Origin of the sequence: Actinoallomurus sp. CA-150999 (assembly GCF_050942425.1) — a bacterium.
GTDB lineage: Bacteria > Actinomycetota > Actinomycetes > Streptosporangiales > Streptosporangiaceae > Actinoallomurus.
On record NZ_CP192063.1, the window covers coordinates 7,365,199 to 7,387,423 of the forward strand.

The 22,225-nt window shown below is 70.9% G+C and carries 21 protein-coding genes; 10 read left to right on the forward strand and 11 right to left on the reverse strand.

From position 1 onward, the window contains the following. Positions 1-18: 18 nt before the first annotated feature. Positions 19-627, reverse strand: coding sequence for a TetR/AcrR family transcriptional regulator (locus ACQP2O_RS34040; RefSeq protein WP_433172302.1), 609 nt, complete (start codon positions 625-627; stop codon positions 19-21). Positions 628-726: 99 nt separating this feature from the next. Here ACQP2O_RS34040 and ACQP2O_RS34045 point away from each other — a divergent pair, with 99 nt between their 5' ends. The 3 genes from ACQP2O_RS34045 to ACQP2O_RS34055 all read left to right on the forward strand — a co-directional run bounded on the left by ACQP2O_RS34045 (position 727) and on the right by ACQP2O_RS34055 (position 2,508). After that, positions 727-1,185 (forward strand): nuclear transport factor 2 family protein, encoded by a 459-nt coding sequence (locus ACQP2O_RS34045; protein ID WP_433172304.1) that lies wholly within the window; start codon positions 727-729, stop codon positions 1,183-1,185. Then, entirely contained in the window at positions 1,182-1,604 is a 423-nt protein-coding gene (locus ACQP2O_RS34050; RefSeq protein WP_433172306.1) for a nuclear transport factor 2 family protein, read from the forward strand. The genes ACQP2O_RS34045 and ACQP2O_RS34050 overlap by 4 nt, the downstream gene beginning before the upstream one ends. Positions 1,605-1,713: 109 nt before the next feature. Further along, a complete protein-coding gene (locus ACQP2O_RS34055) occupies positions 1,714-2,508 on the forward strand; it encodes an SAM-dependent methyltransferase (RefSeq protein WP_433172308.1) in 795 nt (264 codons plus the stop codon). A gap of 174 nt (positions 2,509-2,682) precedes the next feature. Here the strand turns inward: ACQP2O_RS34055 and ACQP2O_RS34060 are convergent, their stop codons facing one another. Then, positions 2,683-3,834 carry a glycerate kinase gene (locus tag ACQP2O_RS34060; RefSeq protein WP_433172310.1) on the reverse strand — a complete coding sequence of 384 codons (1,152 nt, stop codon included), beginning with the start codon at positions 3,832-3,834 and terminating at the stop codon, positions 2,683-2,685. Positions 3,835-3,941: 107 nt separating this feature from the next. Beyond that, on the reverse strand, positions 3,942-4,439 hold the full coding sequence (locus tag ACQP2O_RS34065) for a MarR family winged helix-turn-helix transcriptional regulator (protein WP_433172311.1): 498 nt from the start codon (positions 4,437-4,439) through the stop codon (positions 3,942-3,944). Positions 4,440-4,499: 60 nt separating this feature from the next. Between ACQP2O_RS34065 and ACQP2O_RS34070 the strand changes: the two genes are divergently transcribed. From ACQP2O_RS34070 to ACQP2O_RS34090, 5 genes are all read left to right on the forward strand, one after another. Then, entirely contained in the window at positions 4,500-4,712 is a 213-nt protein-coding gene (locus ACQP2O_RS34070; RefSeq protein ID WP_433172313.1) for a hypothetical protein, read from the forward strand. Positions 4,713-4,797: 85 nt separating this feature from the next. Then, positions 4,798-5,550 (forward strand): SDR family NAD(P)-dependent oxidoreductase, encoded by a 753-nt coding sequence (locus ACQP2O_RS34075; RefSeq protein WP_433172315.1) that lies wholly within the window; start codon positions 4,798-4,800, stop codon positions 5,548-5,550. A gap of 122 nt (positions 5,551-5,672) precedes the next feature. Beyond that, the gene (locus ACQP2O_RS34080) at positions 5,673-6,131 is read left to right on the forward strand and encodes a MerR family transcriptional regulator (RefSeq protein ID WP_433172317.1); all 459 of its coding nucleotides are present in this window, start codon (positions 5,673-5,675) and stop codon (positions 6,129-6,131) included. Positions 6,132-6,291: 160 nt separating this feature from the next. Continuing rightward, positions 6,292-7,638 (forward strand): hypothetical protein, encoded by a 1,347-nt coding sequence (locus ACQP2O_RS34085; RefSeq protein ID WP_433172319.1) that lies wholly within the window; start codon positions 6,292-6,294, stop codon positions 7,636-7,638. 16 nt (positions 7,639-7,654) lie between these two features. Continuing rightward, a complete protein-coding gene (locus tag ACQP2O_RS34090) occupies positions 7,655-8,308 on the forward strand; it encodes a class I SAM-dependent methyltransferase (RefSeq protein WP_433172321.1) in 654 nt (217 codons plus the stop codon). Between the two features lie 62 nt (positions 8,309-8,370). Here the strand turns inward: ACQP2O_RS34090 and ACQP2O_RS34095 are convergent, their stop codons facing one another. Then, a complete protein-coding gene (locus ACQP2O_RS34095) occupies positions 8,371-8,547 on the reverse strand; it encodes a hypothetical protein (RefSeq protein ID WP_433172323.1) in 177 nt (58 codons plus the stop codon). Positions 8,548-8,673: 126 nt separating this feature from the next. Beyond that, positions 8,674-9,270: a TIGR03086 family metal-binding protein gene (locus tag ACQP2O_RS34100; protein ID WP_433172325.1), complete on the reverse strand. Its 597-nt coding sequence runs from the start codon at positions 9,268-9,270 to the stop codon at positions 8,674-8,676. Between the two features lie 70 nt (positions 9,271-9,340). Here ACQP2O_RS34100 and ACQP2O_RS34105 point away from each other — a divergent pair, with 70 nt between their 5' ends. Beyond that, a complete protein-coding gene (locus ACQP2O_RS34105) occupies positions 9,341-10,750 on the forward strand; it encodes a PLP-dependent aminotransferase family protein (RefSeq protein ID WP_433172327.1) in 1,410 nt (469 codons plus the stop codon). Between the two features lie 169 nt (positions 10,751-10,919). Here the strand turns inward: ACQP2O_RS34105 and ACQP2O_RS34110 are convergent, their stop codons facing one another. The 6 genes from ACQP2O_RS34110 to ACQP2O_RS34135 all read right to left on the reverse strand — a co-directional run bounded on the left by ACQP2O_RS34110 (position 10,920) and on the right by ACQP2O_RS34135 (position 19,566). Next, positions 10,920-12,278 (reverse strand): PQQ-binding-like beta-propeller repeat protein, encoded by a 1,359-nt coding sequence (locus tag ACQP2O_RS34110; protein ID WP_433172329.1) that lies wholly within the window; start codon positions 12,276-12,278, stop codon positions 10,920-10,922. 144 nt (positions 12,279-12,422) lie between these two features. Further along, complete coding sequence (locus ACQP2O_RS34115) at positions 12,423-13,025, reverse strand: hypothetical protein (RefSeq protein ID WP_433172331.1); 603 nt, start codon at positions 13,023-13,025, stop codon at positions 12,423-12,425. A gap of 274 nt (positions 13,026-13,299) precedes the next feature. Continuing rightward, the gene (gene sthA, locus ACQP2O_RS34120) at positions 13,300-14,706 is read right to left on the reverse strand and encodes a Si-specific NAD(P)(+) transhydrogenase (RefSeq protein ID WP_433172333.1); all 1,407 of its coding nucleotides are present in this window, start codon (positions 14,704-14,706) and stop codon (positions 13,300-13,302) included. Positions 14,707-14,738: 32 nt separating this feature from the next. Then, complete coding sequence (locus ACQP2O_RS34125) at positions 14,739-17,147, reverse strand: nitrate- and nitrite sensing domain-containing protein (protein ID WP_433172335.1); 2,409 nt, start codon at positions 17,145-17,147, stop codon at positions 14,739-14,741. Between the two features lie 240 nt (positions 17,148-17,387). After that, the gene (locus tag ACQP2O_RS34130) at positions 17,388-18,272 is read right to left on the reverse strand and encodes a terpene synthase family protein (protein ID WP_433172337.1); all 885 of its coding nucleotides are present in this window, start codon (positions 18,270-18,272) and stop codon (positions 17,388-17,390) included. Between the two features lie 10 nt (positions 18,273-18,282). Then, complete coding sequence (locus ACQP2O_RS34135; protein ID WP_433172339.1) at positions 18,283-19,566, reverse strand: cytochrome P450; 1,284 nt, start codon at positions 19,564-19,566, stop codon at positions 18,283-18,285. Positions 19,567-20,073: 507 nt separating this feature from the next. Between ACQP2O_RS34135 and ACQP2O_RS34140 the strand changes: the two genes are divergently transcribed. Next, positions 20,074-21,735: a prenyltransferase/squalene oxidase repeat-containing protein gene (locus tag ACQP2O_RS34140; protein WP_433172341.1), complete on the forward strand. Its 1,662-nt coding sequence runs from the start codon at positions 20,074-20,076 to the stop codon at positions 21,733-21,735. Positions 21,736-22,225 lie beyond the last annotated feature (490 nt).

Consider the following 22,225-nt stretch of genomic DNA (forward strand, 5'->3'; position numbering starts at 1 on the left):
CCGGCCGGGGCGCGCTCGCTACTCGGCGTGATCGGGCGCCGCGCGAAGGCCGTCGAAGACGACGGCGAGGGTGCGTGCCCGTACCCCGTCGTCGCCCGCGACGTGCTCGGCGGCCTGTGACGCACCGACGAGGAGGGCCAGGACCTCGGGGAGGCCGATGTCGGGCCGTACGGCACCGGCGTCCTGGGCGCGGCGCAGCAGTGCGCCGAGCGCGCGTCTGAGCTCCCGCCCCGTCTCGGCGGTGGTCTCACGGACGTCGATGCCCGCCTCCGCCAGTGCGGCGGTGACGGCGTTCTTGGTCGCGGCGTGGCCGACGACACGGGCGAAGAAGGAGAAGAAGGCCTCGCCCGGGTCCTCCGCGCCGATGAGCGCGTCGGCCTCGGCGGCGAGCCGGTCGAGCCGGGCGACGAAGACCGCTTCGAGCAGGGCCTCCTTGGTCGGGAAGTGGCGGAACACGGTGCCGATGCCGACGCCCGCCCGCCGGGCCACCTCTTCCGTCGAGACCGAGGTGCCGTGGGCGGCGAAGACGGCCTCGGCGGCCTCCAGGACCCGGGCGCGGTTGCGAAGGGCGTCCGCGCGCAGCGGCCGGTCGCCGCCCGGGCCGGACGCCCGTTTCGGTGGCGTCATCGGATCCCTCCTCATTGACAACCGGAGTAGAAACTCCGGATAATTCCTTACCGGAGACGCTACTCCGTTTATTCTCGTACGATCTCGCAGGAGTCTCGCATGCCCGAACAGCTCACTCCGCGCGCCGTCTTCGAGCGCCTCAACCGCGCCATCGCGGAAGGACGGTGGAACGACCTGGCCGACCTGTACGCCGAGGATGCCGTGGTCCACCAGCCGTTCGCGCCTCCGGCGCCCTCCGAGGGGCCCTCGGCGCCGCCCGTCCTCCGGGGCCGGGAGACCATCCGGGCGCGCTTCGCCATGGCCGACCGCATGGGCCTGAGGTTCGGCGTCCGCAAGGTGGCGGTCCACGAGACCGCGGATCCGGAGGTCGTCATCGCGGAGTTCGACTACGACCTCCCGGCGGGCGACGAGGTGCTCACGGCGGCCAACATCCAGGTGCTGCGGGTCCGCGACGGCCTGGTCGTCGAAACGCGCGACTATCACGACCACCTCACGCTCGCCCGCTCGACCGGCACCCTCCCGGCCCTCGTCGCCGCCCTCACCGGGGAGCCCGCATGACGCCGCGGGAGGTGTTCGAGCGGCTGATCGCCGGGGTCACGGGCGGCGACTGGGACGCACTGCCCGGCCTGTACGCCGAGGACGCGGTCGTCGTCCACCCGATGGCCGCGTCGCGCGAACCGCTGGTCGGGCGGGAGGCCCTGCGACGCCACTTCGCCGCCGGAGCCGAACTCCCCGTGCGCATGAGCGCGCGCGACGTGGTGGTGCACGAGACCGCGGATCCGGAGGTCGTCATCGGCGAGTTCGCGTACGTCGGCGAGGTGACCACCACGGGCCGCCCGTTCACCGTCCGGAACGTCTTCGTGCTGCGGGTCCGCGACGGCCTCATCGTCGAGTCCCGGGACTACGCCGACCATCTCCGGTTCGGCGTCGCGATCGGCCGGCCGCCCGCCGCCGACGCGGCAGGGTCGATGTCCTGAACGATCCGAAAGTTCATCGTTCGTGGCGACTTTTTCGGTCGTGGCCCAAGGTGGCCATGTCTTACCTGGTTCATGACTGGTTGTCGGGCGGCACATAGGCTAGCTGATCATGGAGGAACGGATCCCCGACGTCATCGACGTCCACACCCCGTCCCCCGCCCGCATGTACGACTACTGGCTGGGCGGCAAGGACAACTTCGCCGCCGACCGTGAGGCGGCCGAGAAGGTCATCGAGGCCCACCCCGAACAACGGGAGCTCGTACGGGCCAACCGCGACTTCCTCGTCCGCGCGGTGCGCTTCCTCGCCGAACAGGGGATCGAGCAGTTCCTCGACCTCGGCACCGGCATCCCGACCTCACCGAACGTGCACGAGGTCGCGCGGGAGGTTCAGCCGGCCGCACGGGTCGTCTACGTCGACAACGACCCGATCGTCTTCGCGCACAACCAGGCGTTCCGCGCCACCGACGACCGGGTCGCCACCGTGCAGGCCGACGTCGGCCGCCCGAGCGAGATCCTCGGCGACCCGGCCGTCAAGCGGCTGCTCGACTTCGACCGGCCGGTGGGACTGCTCGCCATCGCCGTCCTGCACTTCGTTCCGGAGGGAGAGGCCGTGATGGCCGCGCTGCGGGAGGCCCTGCCGCCCGGCAGCTTCCTGGCGCTGTCGACCGGCACGTACGAGGGGCTCTCCCCGGAGCAGCGTGAGCGCATCGAGAAGGCCTACGCCAAGGCCAGCGCGCCTGCGGTGATCCGTTCCCGCGTCGAGATCGAGCGGCTGTTCGCCGGGTTCGACCTGGTCGAGCCCGGTCTCGTGCACGTCGCGAAGTGGCGTGCCGACGGCCCGGAGACCCGAGGGCGCCTGCTCGCCGGCGTCGGCTCGCTCCGTACGTCACTCCCGAACGGCTGAGCCGCGCACCCAGGCTGCTCCCCCGCGCCGGCGACTCAGGACGTCGCCCACGAACGACTGAGCGGCTCACCCGAGTTGCTCGGCGTCGGCACACTCAGAGCGGCTCACCGAGCCGCTCCCCTGCGTCGGCACGCTTAGCGCGCACGACCGAACGGCTCGTCGGCGTCGGCCGGCTCACGGCGTCGCCCCAGGGCTGAGCGGCTCACCGAGGCGGGTCCGGGCGATCTCCTCGGCGAGCCGTTCGAGCAGCGGGCCCGCCTCCGCCATGCACCGGGCCGGGTCCGGTTCGAGGTCCGTCAGCGCGTACGAGCCGGCGAACCCCGCGTCGCGGAGCTCCTCGTCGGTCAGCGCCCGCCGCCCGGACACCGCGACGACCGGCACCCCGGCCCGCCCGGCCGCCCGCGCCACGCCGACCGGCGCCTTGCCGCGCAGGCTCTGGGCGTCCAGGGAGCCCTCTCCGGTGACGACGAGGCGCGCGCCTTCGAGGTGCGCGGCGAACCCGAGCAGGTCCAGCAAATAGGCGATGCCCGGCTCGATCCGGGCGGACAGGAACGCCAGCGCACCGAACCCGACCCCGCCGGCCGCCCCCGCCCCGAGGTGCCCGGCCACCACCATGCCGAGGTCCCGGCGGACGATCGCGTCGAGGCGGGCCAGCCCCGCCTCGAGGATCTCGACCTGGTCCGGGTCGGCGCCCTTCTGCGGCGCGAACACCCGTGCCGCACCGTCGCGCCCGAGCAGCGGGCTGTCCACGTCGCTCGCCACGACGACGGTGGCCCCGCGCAGGTGGTCGGCGAGGGCGGAGGTGTCGACGGCGTCCAGGTCGCGCAGTGCCGCGCCGCCCGGAGGCAGATCCCGGCCGTGCGAGTCGAGGAGGCGGACGCCGAGGGCGGCGACCATGCCCGCGCCGCCGTCGGTGCAGGCGCTGCCGCCGAGACCGAGGACGACGCGGCGCGCGCCGTCCGCCACGGCCGCGGCGATCAGCTCGCCCGTGCCACGGCTGGACGCGATGAGCGGCGCGTGGACACCGCGGGGGAGCACCCGCAGTCCGGACGCCTCGGCCAGCTCGACGACGGCCGTCTCGTCGCGCACGGCGTACGACGCCGTCACGGGCTCACCGGTCGGCCCGCTGACGACGGCCTGCCGCCGGGTGAATCCGGCGGCGACGGCGGCGTCCACCGTGCCGTCGCCGCCGTCCGCGACCGGCAGGGCCGTCAGGTGCATCTCCGGATGGACGCGCCGCAGCCCGGCTGCGACGTGCGCGGCCACCTGGGGAGCGGTCAGCGACCCTTTGAACTTGTCGGGCGCGATGACGACGTGGCTGCTCATGGATCCCCTTCTCAGCGGACCAAAATCCGTGGATCGTTCCGCCGATTATCCAGTCTTGTCCGATTCATCCCGCACTTATCGCGTTCGCCACGAAACGCGAAAACGTTTCAGCCGGCGGGCGTCTGCGCGGCGGAGCGGGCGACCGCGGTCTGGGCCGCGCCGATGACCCGGGTCAGGGACTGGTGGAGCTCCATCAACTCGGCGAAATCCATGCCGAGACGCTCGACGATGGCCGGCGGGATCTTCTCCGCCTCCGCGCGCAGGGCGCGGCCTTCGGCGGTCAGGGTGACCGCCAGCACCCGCTCGTCCCGGTCGTCACGGCCGCGCCGGATGTACCCCGTGGCCTCGAGGCGCTTGAGCAACGGCGACAGGGTGCCGGGGTCGAGCTGGAGCAACCGGCTCAGGTCCTTGACGGACATCGGCGCGTGCTGCCAGAGCGCGAGCATCACGAGGTACTGCGGATGGGTGAGGCCGAGGGGCTCGAGCAACGGCCGGTAGACGGCGACCACGCCGCGCGCCGCGACGGACAGGGCGAAGCACACCTGGTGCTCCAGCGCGAGCGGGTCGGCTATGTCAGCTGTGTCGGCTATGTCACGTTCATCCATGGAATCTCCCAGCGTCCACTGTCGCTACCATATTGTGCACCAACGATTGGGGTACCAATGATGACCGAGGAAGAACTCGCCCCCCGTAAGAAGTCCTACGAGGAGAAGTTCGCCGAGCGGATCGCCAAGCGCGAGGCGCGACGCGGTCCCCTCAAGGAGGACAAGGTCTTCGAGCACGGGCCGGCGAAGTTCCTGTTCATGTTCATCATCGGATTCGTGATCCTCACCCACGTCGCCATCCTCATCGTCATGATGGCCAGCGGGATGCGCTGACCGCGCTCCCCGCGGGTTGACCCTGACGCCGGGGTCACGGCATAGCGTCGCGTCCACTCCATCGACATGGTTCGGGAAGGACGCGATGACAGACACGCTGCACGGCCGCGTTGTGATCGTCACCGGTGGCGGCACCGGGATCGGCCGGGAGACGGCCTGGCAGTTCGCCGACCAAGGAGCCGACGTCCTGGTCGTCGGACGCACCGAGGATCGGCTGAAGGAGACCGCCGACGGGAGGCCGGACATCCGCACCTTCGTGGCCGACGTCGCGGCACCCGACGCGCCTGAGGGGATCGTTGCGGCGGCGACGGAGGCGTTCGGCCGTATCGACGTGCTCGTGAACAACGCCGCCATCACCCGGCCCGCCCCACTGGGCGGGATCGCCCGTGAGATCGCTGATCGGCAGCTGGCCACGAATCTTCTCGGGCCGCTGTTCCTCGCCCAGGCGGCGCTGCCGCAGCTGGAGGAGAGCGGAGGCGTCATCGTCAACGTCACCTCCATCCAGGGGCAACGGGGCTGGCCGAACAACTCCGTCTACGGCGCCACCAAGGTCGCCCTGGACTTCCTCACACGTACCTGGTCCGTGGAACTCGCATCGCGGGGCGTCCGGGTCGTCTCGGTCGCGCCCGGCGTGACCGCGACGCCGGTGATGGTCCACGCCGGATTCAGCCCGGAGCAGCTCGCGGCGACACGGGACGAGTTCCTCCAGCGCATCCCGCTCGGGCGTCTCGCCCGACCGGAAGAGATCGCGTGGTGGATCGTGAACACGGCACGGCCCGAGGCCGCCTATCTCACCGGCGCGGTGCTCACCGTGGACGGCGGCATCAACGTCTCCTGATCGACCCGGCGGCATCGACGTCTCCTGATCGGCCCGGCGGCATCAGCGTCTCCTGATTGACCCGGCGGCATCAGCGTCTCCTGATTGACCCCGCCCCGGCGGCAGGGTCTACCGTGCCCGGCATGCGGATCGGAGAGCTGGCACGGGCCGCGGAGACGACGGTGCGGGCACTGCGTTACTACGAGGAGCACGGCCTGCTTCACGCGCGCCGGTCGCCCAACGGCTACCGGGACTATGACGAGTCGGCCGTGCTCCGCGTGCGCAACATCCGGCGGTTGCTCGCGGCCGGATTCACCGCGGACGAGGCACGGGCCTTCTCGTCGTGCCTCGACCAGCCGGGCGCGGGCGACAGAGTCTGCCTGGAGAGCGTCCCGGCCATCACGCGAAAGCTCGCCGCCCTCGACGAGGAGATCACGGCCCTGGTCCGGACGCGCGACCGCCTCGCCGTCCAGCTCCGACGGGCACGCGGGGAGTCCGCCGGATCGGGCGACGACACGACGGACCTGGACGGCCGCTACTTGAACAGGGGTGTCCGCCGGGACCACGTCCAGGAGATCGCCGGCGACATCGCCGCGCGCTGACCACGGCCGCTCGTGGCCGCGTCTCAGAATGATCTTGCCGTCGGAGGTCCGCGCCTCTAAGGTGCGGATTCCGACCGGCGAACGCCTGCCGACGATGGCACGCCGGCCGTCCCCGTGACCGCACCCCACTGGTCACAACGGCTCTGCGAGGAGATCGCCCATGCGCCTTCGCCGGCTCGCCAGCCTCGTCACCGGCGCCGCCGTGGCCCTGTCGCTCGGCACCGCGCCGCCCGCGGGCGCGACGACGGTCCCCGACGACCAGCCACTGCCGCCGTACACCATCAGCAATCCGGCGCTCGCCCCGCTGACGGTCGGCGGCCGGCCGACGACCGTGCGCCAGGGCGTGTTCCACCACGCCGCGTACGACATCGAGGTCCCGCCGAACTGGAACGGCGAGCTGGTCATGTGGGCGCACGGATACCGCGGCCAGACCACGACGCTGACCGTCGACCCGCCCTCGTACGGGCTGCGCGAGAAGCTGGCCGGCGAGGGCTACGCCTGGGCCGCGTCCTCGTACGCCGACAACGGCTACGACGTACGCGCCGGAGTCGTCGGCACGCGCGACCTGGCGGACCTCTTCGCCCGCCTCGGGCACCGGCCCAGCCGCACCTACATCGCGGGCGTGTCCATGGGCGGCCACGTCATCGGCCGGTCGATCGAGCAGTACCCGCACTTCTACTCCGGCGCGCTGCCGATGTGCGGGGTGCTCGGCGACAACCGGCTCTTCGACTTCTTCCTCGACTACAACCTGACGGCCCAGGACCTCGCCGGCGTACGCGCCTATCCCCCGCCCGCCGACTACCTGACGAACGCCGTGCCGAAGATCCAGCAGGCGCTCGGGCTCGGCGGGCTGAAGCCGGGCGGACCGGACACCACCAACGACCTCGGCAAGCAGCTCCGTGCGATCGTCGTGAACCGCTCGGGCGGACCCCGGCCCGGCGCCGAGGCGGCCTTCCCCGTCTGGAAGGACTTCCTGTTCAGTTTGGGCGCCCCCGCGACCGGCACCGGCCTGGCGCAGGACCCCTCGCAGGTCGCCACCAACGCCCGTACGCGCTACACTCCGAACGCTCCGGTGGACGTGAACGCCACCGTGCAGCGGGTACGCCCCGCCGATCCGGCCGACCGCCACTCCGCGCGGCTGTCCGAGATCCCGCGGATCTTCGGGCTGCCGACCGCCAAGGTCGTCACCCTGCACGGCCTGGGCGACATGTTCGTGCCGTTCTCCATGGAGGAGATCTACGGCTCGGAGGTCGCCCGCACCCACCGGTCCGGCCTGGTGGTGCAGCGCGCGATCCGCACCGCGCAGCACTGCGAGTTCTCCCCGGCCGAGGCGGGGCGGGCCTGGGACGACCTGGCCAACTGGGTGCACGGCGGTCCCCGGCCGGCCGGCGACCCGGTCACCGATCCCGCGCAGGTCGCGCGCCCGGACTTCGGATGCCGGTTCACCGACCCGACCGGCTCCCCCGCCGGCACGCGCGGGCTCTTCCCCGCCTGTCCGCGGTCCTGAGGAGACGGTCCCCACGATGAGCGTGGACGAACGGCGCGCGTACGCGCGGCGGCTGGCCGCCGAGTCGATCGCCGAGGGCGACCCCACCGGCTGGTTCGAGCGGCTGTACGTGGCCGCCCAGCGCGGCGAGGCGGTCGTGCCCTGGGCCGACCTGGAGCCCAATCCGCTGCTGCGGGCGTGGGCGCGGCCGGGCTCCGGCCGCGCGCTGGTCGTCGGCTGCGGGCTGGGCGACGACGCCGAGCACCTGGCCGGGCTGGGCTACGACGTGACCGCCTTCGACGTCGCCGAGAGCGCGGTCGCCCGCGCGGGCGACCGTTTCCCGGGCTCCCGCGTGCACTACCGGGCGGCGGACCTGCTCGTCCCGCCGCCGGAGTGGCGGCGGGCGTTCGACCTCGTCGTGGAGAGCTACACGGTCCAGGTGCTACGCGCCGAGGCGCGCGAGCGCGCCATCGCCAACACCGCCGACCTGGTCGCCCCGGGAGGAACACTCCTCGTCATCGCCCGCGCCCGGGACGAGGCCGACGACCCGGGGCGGATGCCCTGGCCGCTGACGCGCACCGAGATCGCGTCGTTCGGCCTGCCCGCCGGACGGATCGAGGACCTGTACGACGACGAGAACCCGCCGGTGCGCCGCTGGCGCGCGGAGTTCCGCAGGCCCGCCGCGTCCTGAGCCCGGTCACGGGCCCGCCGCGGTCTGCGCCCGGTCACGGATCTGCCGCGTCCTGAGCCGGGTCACGGGCCGGACCTGTCGCCCACGACCTCCGACAGGATCGTGCGCGCCTCGTCGGGGTAGCTCTCGATCAGCCGCCGGAGCTCCGCGAGGTCCGCGCTCCGGGAGGACCGCCCCACGGTCGGCAGCGCCAGGACCTTACGGAACTCCTGCAGTGCGCGGGCGAGGTCGTCGTTCATCCGGACGCACCCGGAGCGGTGCGGTCCAACAGCGAAGTGAACACGAAAAGTAGTCAATACACTACTGTTCGTATTCGCAAGCCAGATCCCGATCCGTACCTGACGTGTCCCGATCCGGACACATTTCTAGGCGGGAGGCCGCCATCCGGGCGAGCGTCCGAGTAGCGCGAGCAGGCGGTCCCGGTCCGGAGTCTCCGCGGAGACGTCGACCGCCCGCTCGAAGGCCAGCCCCGGGCCGCGGTCGGCCGGCCCGTCCGGCACCTTGAGCGCGATGGCGAGCGACGCGGTGACGAGCTCCTCGTCGGGCCGCCACGGCACACCGATCGACGCCGCGACGTCCCACGCGTGTACGACCGTGTCGACGAGGTGGAATCCGATGGCGACGGCCGCCGGGAACCCGCCGCCGTCGCGGACCTCCGGCAGGCTGAACTTCCGGTCGAGGACGCCCTCCGCGCCGAACGCCTCGTCGACGAGCGCCGCGGACTTCTCGTAGGCGCCGCGCGGGTCGCCGTCCAGCCGCCCGTCGCGCCACTGGGACAGGCGCGTCTCCGCTCCCCCCGCGGCGGCGGCGAAGCCTTCGTTCTGGCTGACGATGTGGCGGAGCAGGCCGTACAGCGTCCAGTCCGGGCACGGAGTCGGCACGCTGAGCCGCTCCGGGCGGACCTGAGCGATGATCTCTCCGGCGAACGCCTGGGCACGCCGGTCGAGGCGTCGGATGTCCATGACGAACGAGCGTAGGGACCACGAGAGGCTCAGCGCCAGTTCCAAAACCGGCCGATAGCATTGGGCCAATATGGAGTTCCACGTCAGCCTCAGCGGGCGGCAAGACCTGACCGGTCAGATCTACCGGCAGCTCCGGGAGGCGATCCTCGACGGCCGGCTGCGGGTGGGCGAGGCGCTGCCCCCGACCCGGGAGCTGGCCCGGCGGCTCGACGTCGCCCGCAACACGGTGAGCGTCGCCTACGACCGACTGACCGCCGAAGGGTTCCTGGTGAGCCGGGTGGGCGCCGGCACCTTCGTCCACGACGCGGGCCCGGCGTCACGGAGCGCCCCGGCCGAGTCGCCGCTCCGCCCGCGGCCCGTCTGGCGTTCGGTCTCCCCGTGGCCCGGCTGGCTGGACCGGCGGCCGCGGTTCGACTTCCGGGTCGGGCTGCCGGACCATCGGCTGTTCCCGTACGAGGCATGGCGCCGGCTGACCGCCCGCGAGCTGCGCCGCCCGACGGAACCCGTGTACGGCGACCCGGCGGGGCATCCGGACCTGCGCGCGGCCGTCGCCCGGTACATCGGCGTCTCCCGCGCCGTCCGTGCGTCCGCGGGCGACATCGTCGTCACCAGCGGCATCCAGCAGGCACTCGACCTCATCGCGCGGGTGCTCCTCGACCCCGGCGACCGCATCGCCGTGGAGGCGCCCGGTTACGCACCGGCCCGGATGCTGTTCCAGTCCCTGGGCCTGCGCGTCGCCGGCGTTCCGGTCGACGCGGAAGGGCTGCGTGTGGACGCCCTCCCCGACGACGCGCGCGCCGTGTACGTCACGCCGTCGCACCAGTTCCCGCTGGGCATGCCGATGTCCCTCGCCCGGCGTTCCGCGCTGCTGGCCTGGGCGGATCGGCACGACGCCGCCGTGATCGAGGACGACTACGACAGCGAGTTCCGGTTCGGCGGCCGGCCGATCGAACCGCTGCAGAACCTCGACCGCAGGGGACGCGTGCTCTACGTCGGCTCGTTCTCCAAGGTGCTGGTGCCGAGACTCCGGGTGGGGTACCTCGTGGCGCCGGCCTCGCTACACGCGGCGCTGTGCGCGGCCAAGTACGTCACGGACTGGCACGCGCCGGTTCCGACCCAGGCCGCGCTCGCCCGCTTCATCGACGAGGGGCTGCTCGCCCGGCACGTACGCCGGACACGGCAGGAGTACGAGCGGCGGCACGAGCTCGTCACGACGACGCTCCTCCGCGACTTCGCGGACCGGCTGGAGCTCGTACCCTCCGCCGCCGGTCTGCACGTAAGCGCCTTCACGACAGGCGACCCGGCGCCCGTACTCGAACGCGCCCGGTCCGCCGGAGTCGAGGCGCGGACGCTGGCGGAGGTCGCCGACGACCCGTCGACGGCCCCGGGGATCGTGCTGGGCTACGGCGCCATCCCCACGGACCTGATCGGCGAGGGGCTGCGCCGCCTTCGCGTGGCCTGGGATTCGGAGCCGAACTAGGAACTGGACCGCCGGCCGTTCGGTCGGCAGGCCCCTACGCAGCATGACTGCATAGTGAGACGATTTCTCTTGCAATATGAGAGGCCGTCTAAGTCGACCACCGGAAGGGGCGCGCATGGATCCGCCGACGTCGGCGAAGACGGTGAGGATCTGCTGGTAGGCGGGGTTCCTAGTTGAGGTGAAGGGTGTGCAGGTCGGGTCGTTCAGCGAAGAGGAATTCGTGGGTGTCAGTGGAGAGGTCGACCACACCGTCGCTGATCCTGCTGCTACGGATGAGGCTGCCCGGTCGGAAGGATTCCGGCAGCGGCAGTTGGTCGAGTACCCGGCCTGTAGCAAGGTCGAAGACGACCAGTTGATAGTCGTACTCACTGGTGCGGTTAACCACCATGTACACGCGGCCGTCGGCGACCGCGAGGGTTTCATAGTCGCCGATTGCGGCGACGTCGGGAGCCTTGGGGATGTGCGTTCGCCACAACGCCTTGCCGGTCGCCGGGTCGTCCCCGCACAGGTCCTCCGCCTTCAGACCGACCTGGCATTCGCTGACTTGGACGCTGCCGCTGAAGGCGATGGGAGATCGGCCGTCGGTCCAGTGGTGGCGGGCGGTCACGGTGCCGGTTGCCGGGTCCAGGAGGGCGGTCGCGCCTGTGGTTCCGACGGCCAGTGACCCGCCGACCGGCAAGGCGCGGGTGAATAGGGTGTTGTCGTTGTCGAGCTTGATGTTGGGAAACAGGTTCGAGGACTGCACGTCCCATCGCCGGGTTCCGGTCTTCACGTCGAATCCGACCACCGACTTCACAGGGGGGCCGCAGGTCACGGCAACGGTTCCGGCGATGGCCGTGGCCTGGACGACGACGGGGTTGTAGTTGCAGTCCGCGGGCCACTGCTCGGTCCATCGGGTTGTGCCGCTTGCACGGTCAAGTCCAGCGATCCCCCTATCGCCGATGATCGTCATCATCCCCGCACCGGCGTCGGCCACGAGGAGATCTGGGGTTTCGTAGTCGGCTGCGGTGACACGAGGAACATTGCGGGACCAGCGGAGGTGACCCGACCGTATGTCGATCATGGAGATGCGGTCGCCCAGGGCGAACAACTCACCGGTCGCGGAGTCCACGGCCATCCGGTCTACGCGGCGCTGATAACTCCAGAAGAGCTTACCGGTGGCGATGTTCACCGCCTTCACACCGCCGGAGTTGGGCTGTTCGATAGCGACGCCGCCGTAGACGGTTGCCTTTTGTCCAGTGGTTATTACGGCCACCAGCTGCAGCGAGTGCTGCGGCGGCTGCGCTGCGACCGGCGGCGGGAACCGCCCATAGGGGCCGCGCATACCATCGCCGCCGAAGGGGTTGCCGAATAGCTGGACCAATCCCCAGGCCGCCAGGACCACACCGGCCACGCCCACCGCGACCAGGCGTGAACGCCAGAAACGTCCCCGCGGGGCCCCCGGGCCATCGATCACCACCGGCACGACGATCCGTCGCTGCGGGCGCGAGGAGGTGTCGGCCGGGGGCCGCTCGCCGTCATAGGTCATCAGAAAGTCCCAGCAGGTCCATGAAGCGTGAGCGTGGGAGGGCCGTCATGCAGCCCGGTAGAGCTAGAGAGGCGGCGCTGGAGGCCAGGGAGAAGCTCAGAGGCGAGGCAAGGCGCTCGCCGGGGCGAGCGCCTTCACGCGGTGCTACCCGGATCCCAGATTGGTGTAGATGTTCCAGATCTGCCAGCTGTTGGTCTTGGAGCAGTCGCTGGCGTAGAAGCCGTACACGCCCCAGCCGCCATCTAGGCACGTGTGGGTGGCCGGGTTGTAGAACCCGATGAAGTGCTTGAGTCCCGCCGGGTTTCCGACGTTCTGCGGCGGAGCCGCCGTCCACATCGCCCATACCTGGTGAGGGTCCTGCTCGCTGCACTGGACAGTCAGCGTAAACGTCGACATCGGCCCGTTAGGACCCGAGCCGTTGTCACCGGTCGCCAAGCACCTGGTCCAGTCTCCCGTTTCGATCAGGACCTGGGCATACGTGCCATGGGTGCTATCCCACGCCTCCCGCGGGGTGGCAGGGTAGAGGTTGATCCACTCAGTACCTCTAGCCATACAGCCCGGCACGGTAGTACCGCCGACACCGATGGCGCCCGCGTACAGGCACTGCTGGCTTTCCTGGTTGACCATCTGGATGTGGGGCCAGCTGATCGTGGCGCTCGCGGTACCGGCCGTGCCGACCAGCACCGTCATCAAAGCCAAGAGCGACACAACCGGCTTCCAGATGTGGTGGCGCAACAGCTTCCTCACTCTCACACCTTCCGTAGAACGACCCGCTCGGTGTCTGGCTTGCGTGGCACACGCAGCTCATTCGCGGGTGTCACACATCACTGTCCGCGGGATGGGCCGATCGGCAGGCGGGTAGGTGATCGCTGCGGTGATCAGGTGCAGGGCGAGGGCGGAGACCTCGACGTGCTCGCGGTCATCCCCGGTCAGGTCGCCGGCCTTGCCGTAGGAGATGTCTTCGCCGGCGGAGTTGAAGTTCGAGCCCTCCGCCCGCCGGATCGGAGGCTGACGGGCCCGGTCAGTCGGACAGGCGGGCGATCTCGCGCATCTTGTTCATCGTGTCGAGGGCGGCGACCTTGTACGACTCCGCCAGCGTCGGATAGTTGAAGACGGCGTCGACGAGGTAGTCGATGGTGCCGCCGCAGCCCATCACCGTCTGGCCGATGTGCACGAGCTCGGTGGCGCCGGTGCCGAAGACGTGCACGCCCAGCAGTCGCCGGTCCTCGGGCGAGACCAGCAGCTTGAGCATGCCGTACGAGTCCCCGATGATCTGGCCGCGGGCCAGCTCGCGGTACCGCGAGATGCCCACCTCGAACGGGATGCGCTCGGCGGTCAACTGGTCCTCGGTACGGCCGACGAAGCTGATCTCGGGGACGGTGTAGATGCCGATCGGCTGCAGCCGCTGCATTTCGCGGGCCGGCTCGCCACAGGCGTGGTGGCCCGCGAGGCGGCCCTGCTCCATCGACGTCGCGGCCAGAGCCGGGAAGCCGATGACGTCGCCGACCGCGTAGATGTGCGGCACGGTGGTGCGGAAGTACTCGTCGACGGCGATCCGCCCGCGCGGATCGGCCGCGAGCCCTGCGTGGTCCAGGTCGAGCTGGTCGGTCGCGCCCTGGCGACCGGCCGAGTACATGACCGTGTCCGCCGGGATCTTCTTGCCGCTCTCCAGGATGGTCATCGCCCCGCCGTTACGCCGCTCCACCGCGGCGACGCTCTCCCCGAACCGGAACGTCACCGCGAGGTCGCGCAGGTGGTACTTCAGCGCTTCGATGATCTCCAGATCGCAGAACTCCAGCATGCGCTCCCGCCGCTCGACGACGGTCACCTTGGTGCCGAGCGCGGCGAACATCGAGGCGTACTCGATACCGATGACGCCGGCGCCGACGACGACCATCGTCTGGGGCAGCCGGTCGAGGCTGATGATGCCGTCCGAGTCGATGATGGTGCGTTCGTCGAACTCCACGGTGTCCGGGCGCGCCGGGCGGGTGCCGGTGGCAATGATGATCTTTTCGGCGCTGACGCGGCTCTGACGTCCCGTGGTCTCGTCGGTGATCTCGACGGTGTTCGGGTCGGTGAACCGCCCGGTACCGGTGAGCACGGACACGTGGTTGCGGGACAGCTGGCTACGGACGACGTCGATCTCGCGGCCCACCACGTGCTGGGTCCGCGCCGCGAGATCGGCGACGGTGATCTCCTCTTTGACGCGGTAGCTCTGCCCGTACAGCTCACGCTGGTTGAGGCCCGTGAGGTAGAGCACCGCCTCGCGAAGGGTCTTCGACGGGATGGTCCCGGTGTTGATGCACACGCCGCCGACCATGTTCCGGCGTTCGACCACGGCCACGCGGCGGCCGAGCTTGGCCGCCGCGATGGCGGCCTTCTGACCGCCGGGTCCGGTTCCCAGGACGAGTACATCGAAGTCGTGCATCGCCCTAGTCTGACCGGACCCGAGGCAATGATCTAGCTTTTCGCAGAGTCGGATGCCTCGCCGTCCTCCGGCCCGGCGGCGGGGCGGGACCTGGCCGCCTCCGCACGCCCGCGCCGCGTGGCGGTCTGGAGGCCGGTGAGCGAGCGGCGGACGGTCTCCGGGGAGCGGTCGGTTTCGGGCTCGGACTCCTCCGCAGGCGCGGGCGCACCGTCGGTACGCAGAGCCGCGACGAGGCTGGCCTGTGGGTCACGGACCGGCAGGCCGTTGGGGGTGTGCGACGCGCCCTGCGACGGCCGTGGCTCTTCCCCCGAAGCGACCGGCTGCGGCTCCTTCCGGGCGAGCTGCGGTGCCCGGTGCTCCTGTCGCCTTCGCCGGGTGGAGATCCGCTGGACGGTGGGCTTGCCGTCCGGAGTGATCGTCGAGGTGGACGCCGCGGTGATCGCGACGGGGCGCTCGTCGACCGGTGCGCTCGCGATCTCCCGCGGCCGGACCCCGCTGCCGGCACCGACCACGGCGGGCGCCGCGGCCGGACCGGTCGTCTCGGCGCCGGGCGCGACGGCCGGCGCATCGGTGATCAGCTCGCGCGGGATGAGCACGACCGCGGTCGTGCCCAGGTAGGCGGACGGCTTGAGCACCACGTTGATCTGGTGCCGGGCACCGAGGCGGCCGACGACGTAGTGCCCGAGATGCAGCGCGCCGGACGGGTTGAACTCCTGCGGGTTCCTGATCCTCTCGTTCGTCTCCTGGATGAGTTCGTCCGTCATGCCGAGACCGTGGTCCTCGATCTCGATCGCGAAGCCGTGCGCGACGCTGCGGCCGGTCACCTTCACCTCCGTCGTCGGAGGCGAGAACTGCAGCGCGTTCTCGATGAGCTCGGCCAGCAGGTGGGTGGTGTCGGCGACGGCCCGTCCCTCGAGCGCGACGTCGGCGGTGTTGGACTCGACCTTCACCCGGGCGTAGTCCTCGACCTCGGCCACCGCGGAACGTACGACGTCGATCATCGGCACCGGGCGTCGCCAGCCGCGGGCCGGGGTGGCGCCCGAGAGGATGATGAGGTTCTCGGCGTTCCGCCGCATCCGGGTGGCCAGATGGTCGATCCGGAAAAGCTCCTCCAGGACCTTCGCGTCGTCGTTCCGCCGCTCCATCTCGTCCAGCAGGCTCAGCTGCCGGTGCAGCAGGGCCTGCGAACGGCGGGCCAGGCTGAGGAGGATGTCGCGGAAGCCCCGTCGCAGCTCCGCCTGTTCCACCGCGGTACGGATCGCCGTCTGCTGGACGGAGTTGAACGCGCGGCCCACCTGCCCGACCTCGTCGCTGCCGAACGCCAGCGGCGGGGCCTCGATCTCGACGTCCACGGCCTCGCCGTGACCGAGCCGCTCGACCACACTCGGCAGCCGTTTGTCGGCCAGCTCCCGTGCCGCGTTCCGCAGGCGGTGCAACTGCCGCATCAGCCGTCGGGTCGTGGTGATCGACATGACGATCGCGGCGATGACCGCGACGAGGCCGAGGCCGCCCGCGAGCGCGAGCCGGAAGATCACGCCGTAGGCGCCCGGTTTCGCCCGCTCGACGAGTTCGTCACCGGCCGTCAGCACCAGCTTGTCCACGCCCGTCAGAACCGGCTCGACCGCCTGCGCCCATTCGGCCGCGCCCACGGGGAGTTTCTGGGTCCGCGCGCGGGTCACCGGGCGGTTGACCCGGTCCTCCAGCGTGTGGAAGCGGACGAAGGCCGGGCCGTTCACCATCTGGTCGTAGCGGGCGCGATCGACGGGCGGGAGTTCCGCGGCGGCCTCGGCGTGCAGGAAGCGCTCCGTGCCGACGAGCTCGGTGAACTCCAGACGCTCCTGGGCGGTGAACCGCCGGGACGCGAGCGCACCCGCCACCAGCGCGTCCTCGCGGGACAGGACCTCTTTGGCCCGGGTCAGCGCGATCAGGGTCCGGCCGTCCCTGGAGATGTTCCGGTCGTCGAGCTCGGCGTTGTGGTTGTAGATGAGGAACGCGCCGTCGATGATGCGGTCGAACGTCTGGGTGGCCTGCGCTCGGGCGACGTTCTTCGTGTCGATCGCCGCCCGCTCCACGGGCAGCTCGCGCAGCAGTGGGAGGAGCTCCCGGACGCGGCCCTTGACCTCTTTCCGGATCCGGCTGTGCAGCGCGGTGTGGGCGTCGGCGCGGAACGTCGCGTCGGTCTTGTCGGTGCGGCCCCGCTGAGCGTTCAGCGCGGCGCGGTTAGCCGGGGAAGGGTCGCCGAGGTAGACCGCGGACAGCCGGCGTTCCTGCTGCAGGGCCGTGACCAGGTCCACGACCGGCCGCCCGACCTTCTGGTCGATCGTGTTGACGCTCAGCAGGTCCAGCCCCTGCCGGGCAGTGACGTACGCCGCGAAGCCCCACAGACAGGTCACCACCGTCAGCAGGACCGTGACCTTCAACCGGAGCCGCGTGTTCGGCATACGGCTTTTGCCGCGCCTCAGTCGCAAGATCGTCCCCAACCCATCCCGGACAGGCGGCCACCACTCCCGACGTCGGGGGAACGGGTGGCCGGAGCGTCATCGACGGACTCGACATGATCGAGTCCGCACAGGACCCTAGCAACGCCCATGCTCACCAAGCGCCACTTTCCGGCATGGGGCGTGAACTATTCGCAACCGACCTTAATACCCGCCGTACGCGCGGACGTGCGGTGGGTTCCGTCAGCGCCAGTCCCAGTAGTCCGATCCGCCGCCGTAGAAGGCCAGACTGAATTCGAGTTGCCGCCGGAGATAGTCGGCCTGCCGCGGACAGACGGCCTCCAGCGCACGCAGAATCTCGCAACTCTCCCGGTAAAGTGCGCTGATTCGTTCGTGCACGGCCGCACGGTCGACGATCATCAACGCGTTCAGGTCGCCCCAGCTGTGGTCTCGTTCTTCGGTGGCCAGATCGTTGGCCAGGCGCAGTGTCCGCTGTACCGCGTCGCTGGCCTGGCGCAACTCGTCGAGGACGTCCACGGCCCGCGGGCGATCGTCCGGATCGTCGGTGAAGATCCAGTACGAGACGTTGACCCATGTCGAGCCGAAGTTGTGGGCGTTGCTCAGGTAGTCCTCGAGCGTGGGTCCCGTCCCGGGTGCCGTCTTCCACCCCCATTCGCGGGCCATCGCCGCAAGGGCCTGCTCCAGTTCCTCGCGCCACGCCCGACCCGACCGGGCGAATGCCGGCACCGTGGCGAGGTCCCGGCGGATGTCCGCGAGGAACCGGCTCAGAGGAGTGCGGGGCTCCGCACCGTCGGCGGTGGCCAGGCACCCGGCGACGACCTCGTCCACCTGACTCCTCGATGTGGCCATGCGGTCCATGAGCCAGTCGAGGGCGAAGTACCACAGCGCGGCACGGCAGGGAAGCCTCAGTTCGCCGGCCGTATGCCAGGGCGCGCCGAGAGCGACCGCCGTGGCGACCCTGCGGTACAGCCCGGGTGAGCCGAAGCCCGCGTACAGGTCGGGGTACGCTGCCGCGGTCTCCTCCAGGTCTCGTGCGCATTCGGCGGTCAGCCGCGCGACTCGCTCGGAGGAGGCCGGTTCACCGGTGCCCGGGATCGCGGGGTTCATGCCGGCCATCTCAGCGGGGCCGCAACGTGAAGGCGACCGGCCGGGCCGGCCGTACCGTCAGGGACGCCTGCGCCCGTACGGGCACGGCCGTGTCGACCACGGGCCGGAAGCGTCTCAGCACGGCGGCGACGATGAGCGCCGCCTCCACCATGAAGAAGTGCTGGCCGAGACACTCGTGCGTACCCGCCCCGAACGGCAGATGCGCCAGCGGATGGCGTCCCCGGGCGCGCCCGGGGGCGAACCGCTCCGGGTCGAACGTCAGCGGGTCCTCCCAGACGTCGGGCAGGCGATGGGTGAGGTACGGGCTGACCAGGATGGTGGCGCCCGCTGGGATCGGTACTCCGTCGATGACGTCGTCGGCCGCGCTGGTGCGGGGGACCACCCACCCGACCGAGTGGATGCGCAGTGACTCGTTGAGGACCATCGTGGTGTACCGCAGGTGACGCACGTGGTCGCGGCCGAGCGTGTCGGTGCCGACGACGTCGTCGATCTCCCGGTAGACCCGGTCGGCCACCTCGGGATGAGCGGCGAGGGTGACCCAGAGCCAGGTCAGCGCCACCGCGGTCGACTCGGAGCCCGCGACCCACAGGCCGACGATGTCGTCGCGGACCTGCCGATCGCTGAGTGGAGTGCCGTCGGCGCCAGTGCCCTGCAGCAGCAGGGACACGACGTCCCCTCCCCCGGTCGGAGACCTGCGTGCCTCGGCCACGATCGGCCCGAGGATCTCCTCGACCGTCCGACTGGACCGGCGGAACGCGCGGTCGCCCGGCATCGGGACGGCCAGCGGGACGAACGGCATCATCATCCGCCAGAGGAAGGACATCATCGCGGTGCTGACGGCCTTGCCCAGCCGGTCGGCGTCCTCCAGGCGTATCCGGCCGCCGAAGAACACGAGGTTCAGGACGCGCTGCACGACACGCGTCATCTCGAGCCCGAGGTCCAGGGCCGGTTCCCCCGCCGCGCGGCCGGCCAGGTCGGCGACGGCCTCGTCGACCGTTGCCGCCATCTCGTCCAGGAGCGCGGTGATGTTCCGACCGGCGAAGACCGGCTGCAGAGTGGCGCGGCTGGCCGCCCAGGCCGGGCCCTCACCGGCGATGCCGTCGCCGACCAGCCGGGAGAACGGCTCCCACAGCATTCCGCGGCGCGGGTAGTTGGCGGCGTTGTCGCGCACGACGTGCTGGACGTGCTCGGGACGGGTCACCAGGTACGGCCGGAAGGGGCCGAGGTCGAGCCGGGCGATGGAGCCGTCGGCGCGTCTTCCGATGCCCTCGAATGCCGCCAGCGGGTCGCGCAACAGCCGAGGAACGATGCGACGGAAAGGGAAGGTGACGAGCCGGGTTTCGCGAGCGGGGATTTCAGTCGAATCGAGCATCGCAGTGCACGCGGTTCTTCCTGGAGGGGGTCAGGGATCGAGGCGAAACGGAGGTACTAATTCCCACCTGGACGACGATTTCAAACCACCGGGGAGCCGGGAATGCATCACATCACACACGACGCCCGCCGGGCGCGCCGCCCCCGGCACCGCCAGGCATCCGACGCCACAGACGGGCGTTTCCCGAGCGTACGGGCGGGGTGTCGCAACCACCCAACGCACGGTAAGCTAACCCTTACCCAGACGTCACTGGCGCATGGTCGATCCTTTCATGTGATATTTCGCTGAGGTCAGCGAAAGCGAGGACGATAACCGAAGAGCAGGACCCGAGAAACAGGTAGCGGCATCCCGCCACCAATGGACTTCGTCAGCAGTTTCGAGCCCCCGATTGTGACGTCGACCACTTTTCGAAAGGGTCCTGCCCGGCAGATGAGCATTTCCCATGGCCACGCGCCCGCCACGGAAGACCACGCTCCCGCGAACGCCGACGACGGCCGCCCGGCCGCCCGCGACCTCATCGCCGGTTTGGCGGCCCGGCCCTGGGGTCAGGTCTCTCCCTCGGTGTACGAGACAGGACGACTGGTCGCCCTGGCGCCCTGGCTGAAGGGCCACGCCCGGCGGATGGACTTCCTGTCCGCGACCCAGCGGGCGGACGGGGCCTGGGGCGGCCCGGACGGCTATGCGCTGGCGCCGACCCTCAGCGCGACCGACGCGGTCCTGTCCGCCCTGATCCGCGCCGACGCCGGCGTCGGCACCGACGGCGACGGCGACCGGCCCGGCCTGACACGGGTCGCCGATCTCGGAGTGAGCGCGCTGTTCCGGCTCCTCCCCCGCCTCGGCATGGCCTCCATGCCCGACATGCCGGCGATCGAGCTGATCGCGGCGTCACTCGTCGCCTCGATCAACCGGAGCCTGGACGTCCTGAACGACGCGCCGTCCACCGGTCTGGGCCGGTGGTCGGGCGGCGAGCGGCTGCGCCTACCGCGAGGACTGTCCACCGAGCGCTTCTACGCCGTCCGGGCGATGCTCAACGCGGGCGCCGCGCCGCCCGACAAGCTGTTGCACGCGCTGGAGACGGTCGGCGAGCCGGCGCGCGGAGCCCGTACCGTCCGGCCTGCCCCCTCCGGCACGATCGGGGCGTCGCCGGCCGCCACCGCGGCATGGCTCGACCGGGACGGCGTCGCCGACCCGGCCCACCCCGCCCGCCGGTTCCTGGAGACGGTGGCGGATCTGGATGGCGGTCCGGTCCCCTGCGGCATCCCCATCACGGTGTTCGAACGGGCCTGGGTGATCACCAATCTGGTTCGTGCCGGCATCGCGGTCGAGGTGCCCGCGGCGTTGACGGCGAGCCTGCGGGGCGCGTTGAACCCTTCGGGGACGCCGGCCGGCGAAGGACTCCCGCCGGACGCCGACACCACGTCCGTCGCGCTGCACGCCCTCGGCCTGCTCGGCCTGCCGTACCGGCCCGACAGCCTCTGGCCGTACCGGCTGGAAGGGCATTTCTGCACGTGGCAGGGTGAGGACGGGTTCTCGACCAGCACCAACGCCCACGTACTCGAGGCCTTCGGGCAGTACGCCGCCCAGCATCCGGACGCGACGCCCCGCCACGCGGCCGTCGTGACGGAACTCACGTCACTCCTTTTGGGCCACCAACGCGACGACGGCGGTTGGCTCGACCGATGGCACGCCTCGCCGTACTACGCGACGGCGTCCTGCGCACTCGCGCTCGACCGCTTCGGCGGTGATCCCGCGCGGCCCGCGGTCCGCAAGGCCGTGCGCTGGGTGCTCGCCACACAGCGCGCCGACGGCTCCTGGGGCCGGTGGGCGGGCACGCCCGAGGAGACCGCGTACGCACTACAAATACTGCTGCTGACCCATGCCGCGGGTGAGGAGTCACACGCTGCCGTCGCCCGCGGTCACGCCTACCTGATGCGGTCCGCGGGCGGGCCGGCGGGACCGGCGCTGTGGCATGACAAGGACCTGTACCGGCCGGACGCGATCGTCCGGTCCGCCGTCGTGGCCGCTGTGCATCTGGCGCGGCGCGACCCTTCGGTGGCCACCCTCATCGCCGCCGAAAATAATGACAAATAACTTAACATCGGACATATCGCGCGAATGCTGGCAGGGTACGGCAACCTCGGCAATTGCGCCGGGTAAGCAGAGGCTTGCTAAAGTGCGACAGGCGTTGAACGGCGGCATCCTGCCGTGACGCGCTTGGCATCGGATGCTCGGCGACCGTTCACGTTTCACGACGGCGTGCGAGTTCTTCCGCAGGCTCTCGTCGGAACTGGTGGATGCGCTTTTGGACGGCCCGAACCCCCTCGGCGTCGACTCGGATCCCTCGAAGCCGCCGCGTACCCCCTCAGGCCTCCCGGTCCGCGTTCCCCAGACGAGCATCGCCGCACCGCTGCGTGCGGAGGCTCCGCCCGTCGCCCGACCGGCCGAACGCGGCGCACCGCGTGGTGGCCGGTCGCTCGGGGAGGTCCGCAGATCCATCGGCGGCCTGCAGTCCGCCCCCCAACGCCCTGAGGGGCCGGTCGAACGTCAGCACGAAGCCCCACCCGACCGCAGACGAAGCGTA

Coding starts and splice junctions, on each gene's coding strand:
- ACQP2O_RS34140 (WP_433172341.1), top strand. CDS start 20,074: ATGAGCATTTCCCATGGCCACGCGCCCGCCACGGAAGACCACGCTCCC.
- ACQP2O_RS34050 (WP_433172306.1), top strand. CDS start 1,182: ATGACGCCGCGGGAGGTGTTCGAGCGGCTGATCGCCGGGGTCACGGGC.
- ACQP2O_RS34090 (WP_433172321.1), top strand. CDS start 7,655: ATGAGCGTGGACGAACGGCGCGCGTACGCGCGGCGGCTGGCCGCCGAG.
- ACQP2O_RS34075 (WP_433172315.1), top strand. CDS start 4,798: ATGACAGACACGCTGCACGGCCGCGTTGTGATCGTCACCGGTGGCGGC.
- ACQP2O_RS34070 (WP_433172313.1), top strand. CDS start 4,500: ATGACCGAGGAAGAACTCGCCCCCCGTAAGAAGTCCTACGAGGAGAAG.
- ACQP2O_RS34065 (WP_433172311.1), bottom strand. CDS start 4,439: ATGGATGAACGTGACATAGCCGACACAGCTGACATAGCCGACCCGCTC.
- ACQP2O_RS34045 (WP_433172304.1), top strand. CDS start 727: ATGCCCGAACAGCTCACTCCGCGCGCCGTCTTCGAGCGCCTCAACCGC.
- ACQP2O_RS34085 (WP_433172319.1), top strand. CDS start 6,292: ATGCGCCTTCGCCGGCTCGCCAGCCTCGTCACCGGCGCCGCCGTGGCC.
- sthA (WP_433172333.1), bottom strand. CDS start 14,706: ATGCACGACTTCGATGTACTCGTCCTGGGAACCGGACCCGGCGGTCAG.
- ACQP2O_RS34040 (WP_433172302.1), bottom strand. CDS start 627: ATGACGCCACCGAAACGGGCGTCCGGCCCGGGCGGCGACCGGCCGCTG.
- ACQP2O_RS34110 (WP_433172329.1), bottom strand. CDS start 12,278: ATGACCTATGACGGCGAGCGGCCCCCGGCCGACACCTCCTCGCGCCCG.
- ACQP2O_RS34095 (WP_433172323.1), bottom strand. CDS start 8,547: ATGAACGACGACCTCGCCCGCGCACTGCAGGAGTTCCGTAAGGTCCTG.
- ACQP2O_RS34055 (WP_433172308.1), top strand. CDS start 1,714: ATGGAGGAACGGATCCCCGACGTCATCGACGTCCACACCCCGTCCCCC.
- ACQP2O_RS34130 (WP_433172337.1), bottom strand. CDS start 18,272: ATGAACCCCGCGATCCCGGGCACCGGTGAACCGGCCTCCTCCGAGCGA.
- ACQP2O_RS34105 (WP_433172327.1), top strand. CDS start 9,341: ATGGAGTTCCACGTCAGCCTCAGCGGGCGGCAAGACCTGACCGGTCAG.
- ACQP2O_RS34125 (WP_433172335.1), bottom strand. CDS start 17,147: ATGCCGAACACGCGGCTCCGGTTGAAGGTCACGGTCCTGCTGACGGTG.
- ACQP2O_RS34080 (WP_433172317.1), top strand. CDS start 5,673: ATGCGGATCGGAGAGCTGGCACGGGCCGCGGAGACGACGGTGCGGGCA.
- ACQP2O_RS34100 (WP_433172325.1), bottom strand. CDS start 9,270: ATGGACATCCGACGCCTCGACCGGCGTGCCCAGGCGTTCGCCGGAGAG.
- ACQP2O_RS34060 (WP_433172310.1), bottom strand. CDS start 3,834: ATGAGCAGCCACGTCGTCATCGCGCCCGACAAGTTCAAAGGGTCGCTG.